The sequence below is a fragment of the Mycobacterium sp. genome (genome assembly GCF_044370595.1).
In the GTDB taxonomy this organism is placed as follows: Bacteria; Actinomycetota; Actinomycetes; order Mycobacteriales; family Mycobacteriaceae; genus Mycobacterium.
On record NZ_JBILVF010000119.1, the window covers coordinates 1 to 10,907 of the forward strand.

Annotated in this window: 7 protein-coding genes and 1 pseudogene; 4 read left to right on the top strand and 4 right to left on the bottom strand. The window is 69.4% G+C overall.

Features of this window, described 5'->3' with window-relative positions; all coding sequences use genetic code 11:
• The 3 genes and pseudogenes from ADBZ5N_RS13960 to ADBZ5N_RS13970 form a co-directional block, all read left to right on the top strand.
• Positions 1–1,702: pseudogene (locus ADBZ5N_RS13960) on the top strand (PE family protein); the annotation flags it as partial.
• A 236-nt stretch (positions 1,703–1,938) separates the two neighbouring features.
• The gene (locus tag ADBZ5N_RS13965) at positions 1,939–3,072 is read left to right on the top strand and encodes a hypothetical protein (RefSeq protein WP_526258304.1); all 1,134 of its coding nucleotides are present in this window, start codon (positions 1,939–1,941) and stop codon (positions 3,070–3,072) included.
• Positions 3,073–3,158: 86 nt separating this feature from the next.
• The gene (locus tag ADBZ5N_RS13970) at positions 3,159–4,256 is read left to right on the top strand and encodes a cytochrome P450 (RefSeq protein ID WP_526258306.1); all 1,098 of its coding nucleotides are present in this window, start codon (positions 3,159–3,161) and stop codon (positions 4,254–4,256) included.
• Here ADBZ5N_RS13970 and ADBZ5N_RS13975 read toward each other — a convergent pair.
• From ADBZ5N_RS13975 to iniR, 4 genes are all read right to left on the bottom strand, one after another.
• Positions 4,228–4,668, bottom strand: a complete 441-nt coding sequence (locus tag ADBZ5N_RS13975) for a PIN domain-containing protein (RefSeq protein ID WP_526258308.1) — start codon at positions 4,666–4,668, stop codon at positions 4,228–4,230. The genes ADBZ5N_RS13970 and ADBZ5N_RS13975 overlap by 29 nt on opposite strands.
• A complete protein-coding gene (locus ADBZ5N_RS13980) occupies positions 4,665–4,958 on the bottom strand; it encodes a type II toxin-antitoxin system Phd/YefM family antitoxin (RefSeq protein ID WP_526258310.1) in 294 nt (97 codons plus the stop codon). Before ADBZ5N_RS13980 ends, ADBZ5N_RS13975 begins: the two co-directional genes overlap by 4 nt.
• Positions 4,959–5,146: 188 nt before the next feature.
• Positions 5,147–7,912 (bottom strand): (Fe-S)-binding protein, encoded by a 2,766-nt coding sequence (locus ADBZ5N_RS13985; RefSeq protein ID WP_526258312.1) that lies wholly within the window; start codon positions 7,910–7,912, stop codon positions 5,147–5,149.
• A 124-nt stretch (positions 7,913–8,036) separates the two neighbouring features.
• Entirely contained in the window at positions 8,037–10,535 is a 2,499-nt protein-coding gene (iniR, locus tag ADBZ5N_RS13990; RefSeq protein WP_526258314.1) for an isoniazid response ATPase/transcriptional regulator IniR, read from the bottom strand.
• 75 nt (positions 10,536–10,610) lie between these two features.
• Between iniR and ADBZ5N_RS13995 the strand changes: the two genes are divergently transcribed.
• On the top strand, positions 10,611–10,907 hold a 297-nt coding region (locus ADBZ5N_RS13995; RefSeq protein WP_526258316.1), incomplete at its 3' end, for a hypothetical protein.

Genomic DNA, 10,907 nt, shown 5'->3' on the forward strand with positions numbered 1-10,907 from the left:
CCCGATCTGGGTGATCGGCCCTGGGCCAAGTGAAACGTTGCGATCGTTATTTGAGGACTTGGTGTCTGGGGGTGCCGCCGGCATAGGTGGTGCCGGCGGTGCCGGGGGCCGCTACGGCCTCGGTGGTGACGGCGGTGACGGCGCGGCCGGGGACGCCACCCACAAAGATGGCGGTGAGGGCGGGGACGCGGGGGACCCGGGGATCGAGGGTGCCGGCGGTCAGGGCGGTGCCGGGTCGACCCCGGGTGCGGACGGGGAGGCCCCGCTGTTGCGGGCCGCCCAGCTGCCCGGCGCCGACGGCGATAACGGTGGCAACGGCGGAGCGGGCTACAGCCCCCCGGCCGGCGGGCCCGACGCTGATGGCGGTAACGGCGGTAACGGCGGGCACGGCACGGCCGGCGGCCGCGGCGGTGACGGCGGGCCCGGCGGTGACGCCGTGGGTAACGGCGACGGCGGTGACGGCGGTAACGGTGGTACCGGGGACCGGGCCCAGGTCAACGCCGTCGGCGGGGCCGGCGGTAACGGCGGCGCCGGCGGGAAAGCCGGGGTGATCTCCGGGGACGGTGGTGCCGGTGGTATCGGCGGCAATGGAGGCCGCGGCTTCAACGGCGTTAACGGCGGTGACGGCGCCAGTGGCACCCCCGGATTCAACGGAATCAACGGATTCAACGGCACGGCCGGCGGGGCTGGCGGCAACGGCGGGGCCGGCGGCGACGCCGGGCGCACCGGCAACGGCGGGGCCGGCGGGGCAGCCGGGACCGGCGGGCAGGGCGGCAACGGCGGTGACGGCGGTAACGGCGGCCCGGGACAAACTGATTACCGCTTCCCTGAAAGTCTCGACGCGTTCAGTCAAGGATTGGCCGGTGGCACCGGCGGCAACGGCGGACAAGGTGCGCCCGGCGGAGCCGGGGGTAACGGCGGCGCCGGCGGACGGGGGGGCACCCTCACCGGCAACGGCGGACAAGGCGGCCAAGGCGCAGCCGCCGGGCAAAGCGGCAATGCTGGCCGCGGCGGGGACGGCGGGGCGGGCGGCGACACCCCACTCTCGGTCGGCGACGGCGGCACGGGCGGCGCGGGCGGAGTCGGTGGAGCCAGTTCCGCTGGCGCGGCCGGCGGCGCCGGCGGGAACGGCGGCGCCGCCCGCGGCATTTTCATTTCTCCTGCCGGCACCGACGGCGCCGGGGGCGCCGGGGGCGCCGGCGCGGCCGCTCGTCCGGGAGGCGACGGCGGACAGGGCGGGCGGGCCGGTGCGGGGTGGTTCGGGGTGCCCGGGCGCGGCGGCACCGGCAGCATCGGCGGTGACGGCGGTGACGGCGGCATTTCCGGCGACGGCGGCATTGGTGGCAACGGCGGCAGCGGCGGTGGGGCCAGGGGCACTGGCGGGACCGGTGGGACCGGGGGTGCAGGTGCCGCCGCCGGCAACGGTGGCCGCGCCGGGCAGGTCGGCAACGGGTTTGGCAACACTCCCCCGCCGGGCGCCGGCGGTGTCGGCGGCTCCGGCGGCCCCGGGGGCACAGTCAACGGTAACGGCGGGTCCGGCGGCGACGGCGGGAACTCCACCGCATACAACGGTGACGGCGGCAACGGTGGAAACGGCGGGGCCGGGGGGGCATCAGGCGGAACCGGCGGCCCGGGTGGTCGAGGCGGCAGGGCGGGGCCGGGGCCCTTTGGAACTCCCGGCACCAACGGCCAACCTGGCTGACCACCGGCACCCCAACGGAAGCCATGCGGCCCCAAGGCCTCCTGCCTAGCCGATCCGAAATTCGGGTAATTTCACCCATCCCTGGGGTGGGCTCGGCCGGGTAGCGTCCCGACGTGGCGCCCAGGTCGACGCCGCGAGCGGATTTTCAGCAGACAGTAAAGGAATCAGGGACAGTGCTTGAGACACTTCGTGCGCCCTTGGTGGCGGGGGTAATTGCTACGGTCGGCGCGGCTGCCGTGATCACCGCACCGGTCGACAATGCCGGACGACTGCTCGCTGCGATGTCAGTGCCGTCGACCGACCAGTTCGCCCTGACGGCATGGCAAAACCCCATCGTGGCCTTACTCGACTCCGGGGAGGTAGGCGAGGACTACGTCTTCGGCAGCTACTACAACGGCGCCGACGCCCCGACGCCCGGCGCCGGGGAGGCCAACTGGCCCTTCGCCGGATTCGACCAGACCGGTGGAGACACGCTGAACTACCTGCTCACCCAGAAGCCCGAGTTGGGCAATTACTTCTACGTGGGCTTCCTGCCGAATTTCACCTTCGAGGCGTACCTGCCGGCGGTCCAGCAGTGGCAGCTCAACGCCGAGGACTACACCGACGTCTTCCTCAGCGGACTGAACCTCGCCGCCCGCAATCTGGCGACGGGCAACTGGGCGGAGGCCCCTAAAGCCGTGATCGACGCCACGACCTACGTGCTGACCAACTTCGGGGCCAGGGCCGAGGCGCTGTTGGCCGTGCTTCCGCAGATCCTGACGACCTTCGCCGGTGCGGCGATCGGCGGCACCAAGATACTGTTTGAGAAGACCGCCGCGATCGTCAACGAGGTGTTCGCCAGCCTGGGCACCGGCGACTGGGAAGGTGCCTGGAATGCCGCCGTCAACGGAACGCTGGGGCCGTCCGGTATCCCCGGCACGTTGTTCAACCTGAACACCGGAGCGGGCGTGCAGACCGGGCCGATCCTCAACCCGGCAACCGACATCCCCGACAACTTCGTGCCGAGCATCCGCACGTCCTTCCAGGCCGCGCAGTGGACGGCCAGGGTCGCTCTGCAGACGACGCCGACGGCAAAGGCGGCCCCGGCGGCCGCTGCTGCCGGCGAATTACCCTCTGCTGTAGCGGTTCCGGAATCCCCGGCCACCGTTGCGGATCCGGTAGGCGCCGATCCGGTCTCCGACAAGACCGTCGCTGTCGAACCCGCGCCCGCTGTCGAACCCGCACCCGCTGCCGAACCCGCGCCCCCGGCCGAACCTGCGGATTCGGCAGATACGGCATCGGCCTCCACGAAGGACGTCACGCCGAAGCGCAAGGCCGCCAAACGGGATGGCAGCCACCGTGCAGCGGCCAGGGCTGGCAACGGATCCTGACTGTTCAACTGCCGCTTCCGCAGCCGCACCCACTGCGGGCGGGAACTGAACTACGGGCGGTGCGCGCCTCGGGGCCCATCCATCGAGTGCGCACCTCGACCGGCGACGCGGCCTGGCTGGTGACCGGCTACGCCGAGGTTCGGGAACTGCTCGACGACGACCGTCTCGGCCGGTCGCACCGCACCCCGACGACCGCGCCGCGCAGCCGGGCCTCGGCCCTGTTCGGCGGTCCGATCGGCGACTACGACGCGGAATTCACCGGCCACGATCGGATGCGCTCGCTGCTGAACCCGCACTTCTCCGTCCGACGGCTGCAGGCGTTGAAGCCGAAGGTGGAGGCACTCACCGCAGAACTGCTGGATCAGTTGGAACAGGCCGGCCCGCCCGCGGACCTGCACGCGGAACTCGCGCTGCCGCTTCCAGTCCTGGTCATCTGCGAACTTCTGGGGGTGCCCTACAGCGACCGGGAGACATTCCAGGTGTGGGTACACGCCTGCGCCTTCGAGGCGGACGCGGACGAGTCCCTGCAGGGCATGGCGGCGCTGATCGACTACTGCGCCGGCCTGGTCGCCGACAAGCGTTGTCACCCCGGCGACGACGTGATCTCATCTCTGTGCACCGAAGACGACCTTGCCGACGTCGAAATCGCTGTTCTCGCAATGGTTCTGCTGTTCGCAGGATTCGAGACGTCGGTGGTCCAGATTTGGCATCAGGTAGCGCAGTTACTGAGCGAGCCAAGCCAGTGGCAGGCACTGCTGGACAATCCGTCGCTGATTCCCAAGGCCACCGAGGAGTTGATGCGGGTCACGATGAACGCAAACCCCGGAATTCCGCGCTACGCCCGGGAGGCTATCGCGATCGCCGGAGTCGCGATCGCCGACGGGGACTTGGTGATCCTGGACCCCGGATCAGCCAACCATGACCCGGCGTTCTTCGACGATCCCGACGTCGCCGACTTCACCCGCAAGGGGACGACTCCCATGTCCTTCGGCTACGGCAGACGGTATTGCCTGGGTGCGCCACTGGCGCGGCTTGAGTTGAAATCGGTCCTTGCCCAACTGATCCCACGGTTCCCCGACATGCGGCTGGCGGTGGACCCCGCGGAACTGAGCGTCAACATCGACTCGCTGGGATCGGGCCTGGGTCCGCTGCCCGTCACCTGGAGGCGCAACAACCAGGGGTGACGGCGCCGCGTGAGACTGCAATGACCGACAGTGCGCCGTGGATTCCTCGAAAGTCGTTCTCGTTGCGGGTGATGAGGGGAATTCCGAGCGCAACGGCCACCGCGGCGATGAGCATGTCGAATCGCCGGGGCTTCGGGTCGCGGCCGAGAGTGTGCACATTCGCGCACAGTGCGCCGTAGATGCGGGCGGCTCCCGCGTCGAAGGGAATCAGGTCGAAGGTGTTGGCAATCCAGTGGTATCGCTGCTCGCGGGCGGCGTTTCGCAGGGGATCCGTGGTGTGCAGTCCGTAGGCAAATTCGGCAAGGGAGATCGTGCTGACCGAAGCGGTCTCGGCGTGAGCGGCTACCGCCGCGGCCGGGTAGTCGATGACCACCGAGGTGTCGAGCAGCACCCGGTGATGGGCAGCGCTCACTGCGCGTCCTCCCAGGGGTCACGATCACTGTCGTCCACTGAGGCGTCTAGGTGAGCAATCTCCGCGGCGAACGGTTCAGCCTGCCACTGGGGTAGCCCCGCAAGCCCTGCGGCGATCTCGTTGACCGGCACGAATCGCCGGCGGCGATCCGTTTCTGCCGGATCGTGCGGCAGCAGGTCTGCCACCGGTACGCCGTTCCTGGTGACGGTGAAGCGTTCTCCCGCCTCGACACGCCGCATGATCGTCCCGCTGTCGTTGCGCAATTCCCGCTGACTGATCGTAGTGCCCACCCCATCAACGCAGCACTATTGCGCTACGTGCCGTCGCACTCAGGCGCCCGCCTTCCCGCGCGCCGTTGAGGGAACCGGCGGACAAGGCGGAGCCGGCGACACACCCACGCACCACCGCGCCGAGGTCGACGTTCTGGCGGTTCCTACTCGCACTTTCGCTGCCAAACGACGTTGGTTTCGGCGAGAAATCAGGTGCGCTTGCCCGGCGGGCGGACGCCCTTCGCGATGCCCAGACCCTTCACCGGCGCATCGTCCGCGCTGTGTGCGGCCGTCGGCTCGGCTGACGGCGTCGGCTCCGGTGCCGGTGCCGACTCCGCAGCAGGCTGCGCAGCCGGTGTCGGCTCTGCAGCCGGTGCCGCGGCGGCCTTCTTGGCACCAGGGCGCTTGGCGCCCGCGGCGATACCCAGGCCCTTGACCGGTGCAGCCTCAACGGCGGGAGCCGCGGGAGCCGTTGCGGCGGAGGGGATTTCGACCGGTGCCGCCGGTGCAGCCGAAGCTGCCGGTGCCGTCTGCGCGGTCGCGGGTGCGGCCTTCTTGGAGCCGGGACGCTTGGACCCGGCAGCCATACCCAGACCCTTCGCGGGAGCCGCAGGAGTAGCGGGCGCAGCCGCCGGAGCAGCCGCCGGAGCCGCCGCCGCGGCGACCGGTTCCGGAGCGGGGGCCGACTTGGGTGCCGACTTGGGTGCGGCCGGCTTGATCGCCGGGGCGGTCGCGGCGAAGAGTTCGGCCGCGGCACCCTTCTTCGGCAGCGTGATGGCGCCGCGGTCCAGCGACCCCAGCAGCAGTTGGGCCACGTCGACCACCTCGACCTGCTCGGCCTTGCCGCGGTCACCGACGCCGTCGGACAGCATCACCCGGCAGAACGGGCAGCCGGTCGCGATCGTCGTCGCGTCCAAGGTCAGTGCCTCGTCGACGCGGTTGTGGTTGACCCGCGTGCCCAGGTGCTCTTCCATCCACATCCGGGCACCACCGGCGCCGCAGCAGAAACCACGCTCGGCGTGCCGCGGCATCTCGGTGAGCTGCGCACCGGCAGCGCCGATCAGCTCCCGGGGCGCCTCATAGACCTTGTTGTGCCGGCCCAGGTAGCACGGATCGTGGTAGGTGAGCGTCCCGGCGGAGCCGTTGGTCGAGGAGACCGGCACCAGCTTCTTGTCGCGCACCAGCCGGTTGAGCAGCTGGGTGTGGTGCAGCACGGTGTAGCTCCCGCCGACCTGGGGGTACTCCCGACCCAGGGTGTTGAAGCAGTGTGGGCAGGTGGAGATGATTTTGCGGTCCACTCGCTCGACGCCCTCGAACAGGTCGTTGAGGGTCTCGACGTTCTGAGATGCCAACTGCTGGAACAGGAACTCGTTGCCGGAACGCCGCGCCGAGTCGCCGGTGCAGGTCTCCCCGTCGCCGAGGACCAGGAACTTCACCCCGGCGGCGGCCAGCAGTTCGGCGACCGCCTTGGTGGTCTTCTTGGCCCGGTCGTCCAGGGCTCCGGCGCAACCGACCCAGAACAGGTACTCGAAGCCGGCGAACGAGTCGACGTCCTTGCCGTAGACCGGAACGTCGAAGTCGACCTCGTCGATCCAGGTGAGCCGTTCCTTGGCGTTCTGCCCCCACGGATTGCCTTTGGTCTCCAGGTTCTTGTAGAGACCGCCGAGTTCGCCGGGGAACTCCGACTCCATCATGACCTGGTAGCGGCGCATATCGACGATGTGGTCGATGTGCTCGATGTCCACCGGGCACTGCTCGACGCACGCGCCGCAGGTGGTGCAGGACCACAGCACGTCGGGGTCGATCACGCCCAGGGCGGCGGCGTCGCCCACCAGCGGACGGGTGGCCTGCAACGGTGATTCGGCCGGCACCCGCTCGAAGCCGGACTCCGGGACATGGTGCGGGTTGTCAGCGCCGATCTCCAGCCCACCCTCGGTGTTCGCGGCATCGTTCTTGGTTCCCAGAATGTAGGGCGCCTTGGCGAACAGATGGTCGCGCAGGTCCATGATGAGGATCTTGGGGGACAACGGTTTTCCGGTGTTCCACGCTGGACACTGCGACTGGCAGCGGCCGCACTCGGTGCAGGTCGTCAGATCCAGGTAGCCCTTCCAGGTGAAGTCCTCGATCTTGCCGCGGCCGAACACCGCATCCTCGGCGGGGTCCTCGAAGTTGATGTATTCGCCCTTGGACTCCATCGGCAGCAGCGGGCCCAGGGCGTTGGGCAACCGCTTGAAGGTGACGTTGAGCGGAGCCAGACCGATGTGCAGGTGCTTGGAGTGCAGCACGATCAGCAGGAAGACCAGCATGACGCCGATGTGCAGCAGCAGTGCGACGGTCTCGATGATCTCGTTGGTGTGGACCCCCAACGGCTTGAGCAACGCGCCGATCCCGTGGGAGAAGAACGCGGCCTTGCCGTAGGGCAGGTTGCCGGCGGCGACCGCGGCGCCACGGAACAGTGCGTAGGTCCAGATGACGTTGAAGATCATGAACAGGATCAGCCACGCCCCGCCGGTGTGCGAGCCGTAGAACCGTGAAGCGCGGCCGTACTCCTTGGGCTCAGAGCGCAGGCGGATGACCGCGAAGACGATGATGCCCAACAGCACGGCGACGGCGAAGAAGTCCTGCAGGAAGCCGAGGATTCCCCACTTACCGACCAGTGGGATGTGGAACTTGGGGTCGAACAGCACCCCGTAGGCCTCGAGGTACACCGTGGCCAGCACGAAGAAACCCCACATCGTGAAGAAGTGCGCGATGCCGGGGATCGACCATTTCAGCAGCCGGGTCTGGCCGAAAACCTCGCGAACCTGGTTGCCGATCCGCTCGCCGAGGTGGTTCTTGCGGCCGCGTTCATCGGCGGTGGGCTGGCCGGAGCTGATGAGTTGGGTCAGATACCGGACCCGCTTGAGCGCGAGCAGTCCGACGATGGCTGTCATGGCCAGGCCGATGACGAGCCGGATGAGAGTCTGCGTTTCCACGACGTCCCTCTCCAGTTTGTTGGTTACCGGTCGGTAACTTAGCCGTTGTTACCAGCGGGTAACTTATCCGCGGTGACGGTCATATAGTGGCACCTCGGGCCGTCGTCGCGCGAGGGAGGTCAGATTATGACCTCCGATTCGGCGATGCCGGGCTTTCATCGGTGGCCATCAGGGCGCGCAGCATCGACAGCATCTCGGAGCGGGATTCGGCGCCGAGTCGGCGCCGGATGCGGGCGACGTGGTGCTCGACGGTCTTGGCCGAAATGAACAGTTGCGCGCCGATATCGCGATAGGGCATGCCCAGCAGGAGTAACTCGGCCACCTCCCGCTCCCGTTCCGACAGTGCTGTCGACACCGTCCGGGGCCGCCGGTCGGCGGCGACGTCGGCGGGATCGGTAGCGCCGTTGGTCTCGGTGCCGACGCTGAGTTTGAGATCCCGGGCCGCCTGCAGCATCAGTCCGGAGACCCGGGCGTCCTGGGCCTGCAGGGCAGCCTGCCCGGCCAGCCTCGTTGCGTCGGAGGTCAGTCCGAATCCGGAGAGCCCGCGCGCCGCGGCGACCACCTCCTGGGGGTCTACCTGATTAGCCAGTACCCGTAGCCACGTCCGGCCCGAGGCGGCCAGCGCCGCGGCGAATGCACTGTGTTCGGCTATCGCGGTCAGCGCCTGTCCGTGCGGTGCCACCGCCGCCGGGTCGCCCGCCAGGATGCCGGCGTGGATGCCGGCCCAGTGCAGCATCGGCGCCCACGCCGGTGGGTTACCGAGGGACGTGAGCAGTGCGAAGGCCTGCTCCAGCGCACTGACCATGCGCCCCTGCTGGCGCAGTCGGGCGGCGGCGATCCACAACTCGCCCAGCGGCAGCAGGCAGTACAGGTCGATTGAGTACCCGGCCAGGGTGTCCATGCCGGCTGACCAATGTGCCTGCACCGCCCCGGCGTCGCCGCAGCGGCGGGCGATGGCGGTGCGCAGTGCCGCCTCCCACAACTCGTCCCTACCGCCGCACGGGCCCGGTACCGCGTCGGCGTCAGCAGTCGCGCTGGCCAGTTGCCCGTCCTGCATCCGCACCCAGCCCTGCAAGAGCCGATGCCGGGCGGTGAACAACGGTTCCCGGACCTCCCGTACCGCCCGCCCGATCACACGGCGCGCGCGTACCGAGTCGCCGCTGTTCACCGCGGCGAGCGTCACCAGCGCTGCGGCGCTGTCGGGCATCACCACCGGGCAGGTGTGCTCGCCGGTCAGCGCCTGTCCCAATCGGATCGCCGCAGCGGGGTAGGAACCGTCGACGGTCCCCACGATGCCCTCGGCCAGGCTGCGGGCCGCCCGCGCAGCGGCGATCGGCGGACCGGCGTGACCGGCTGCCAGTGCCGCTCTGGCCTCGGGGAGATCACCGGTTGCGGTGTACACCAGCGCGGCAGCCGCGGCGACGGTGTTGTCGGGATAGACGCCCAGCCACCTGAACAGTTCGTCGGCGTGGGCGTAATTGCCGTCGTGAGTGGCGGCACTCGCTGCGATTCGCACCCCGTCGGCGCGCTCGTCGGCGCGGGTCGAATCCAGTAACTGATCGGCCAGCGCGGCTGCCCCGGCCACATCTCCGGCGAGTGCCAACGCCTCGGCCAGGCCGGCCCGCATTTGCGCCGCGCCGGCGTCCACCGCGGCGCGGTGGATGCGCGCGGTCGCGCACGCGTCGCCCTGGAAGCTCGCCGCCCGGCCGGCCAGCCACTGGGCCAGGTCCGGGTCTCGCAGACCATGTTCTGCCAGTTCGATCGCAAGGTGACCAGACAGCGTCGATGATGCGATCTGGTGGCGCAGCAGTGCGGTTTCCACTTCGTGATGTCGGGTGGCGCCGACGAGATGGGAAGCCGCCCGGTGCACGGAACGGCGGAACTCCGCTGGATGTGATGGCCGTATCAGACCGGTGCCGCGGACCGCGTCAATGAGATCGACGGCGTTGTCGGGCGGTGACCGCAGCACCACGGCGAGGTCTCCGGCAGCCAGATCCGTGCTGAGCGAGCAGATCAGCAGCGCGTCGAGTTCGGCCGGGTCAAGGCGGCGCAGTCGTTCGATGAGGGCGAATTCCACCGTCTGGACGATCGCAGATGCGGTCGGCGGGCGAGGTGCCGCAGCCACGGCGTTGACCAGCAAAGGAATCCCGGCTGTGCCGGCCGTGGTGGCGCTCAGCAGATCCGGCGGCAACGGATGGCCGGACGGATCGGCGAGGAGCTGGGAGATCTCCCCACTGGTCAACGGCGGCAGGGTTATTCGCGGGTGCTCACGTTCCAACGCCGCTTCGAGGCCCCGCAGGGCGCTCCGGTGGTCGCGTGTTTCGGTGGCCACCACGACGGTTCGGGCGGGGTGATCGCTCCACTCGGTCAGGGCCTTCAGGTCGGCGTCGGCAAGCAGGTGAGCGTCGTCGACCACGACGGCGGCATCGTCAGTCGGCTGTGGCGGCCGGCTCAGCACCCGCTGGCCGGTGTGGCGTAGAGATCGCCGAACCGCCTCCAGCGCAGAGCTTTTACCGCTCCCGACGCCTCCCACGAGCAGAATTTTCACCGGTTCCCCGGTGCGGGCGGCGATGATGTCGCGCACCGCATTGTCCGCTGCGCGCGGTGGTGTCACCCCAGCCATGGCACCGACTACTCCTGCGTCGCTGCCGGTTCTTCCACCGGCGCGGGACGCGTCGGAACGATCTCCTCCGCCGGGGTGGGTCGCGTCGGCACCGGTTCGGTCGTCGGCGGTGGCTCCAGGGTCGTCGTCGGCGGGGCAGTCGTGGTGGGCGGATTGGTTGTGGTTGGCGGCGGGGTCGTGGTCGTGGTCGTGGTCGTGGTGGTCGGTGGAGTCGTGGTGGTGGTCGTGGTCGTGGTTGTGGGCGTGGTTGTTGTTGTTGTTGTGGGGGTTGTCGTGGTGGTGGTCGTGGTTGCTGTGCTGGGGGTGGTGCTCGAGGTGGGTGCGGCGGTGGTAGTGGGTGTCACGGTTGTCACGGTCGTCAGCCCGTTGGTT

What these genes read in the sequence shown, in the direction of transcription:
- iniR (WP_526258314.1), bottom strand. Translation starts at nt 10,535, where the DNA reads ATGGCTGGGGTGACACCACCGCGCGCAGCGGACAATGCGGTGCGCGAC.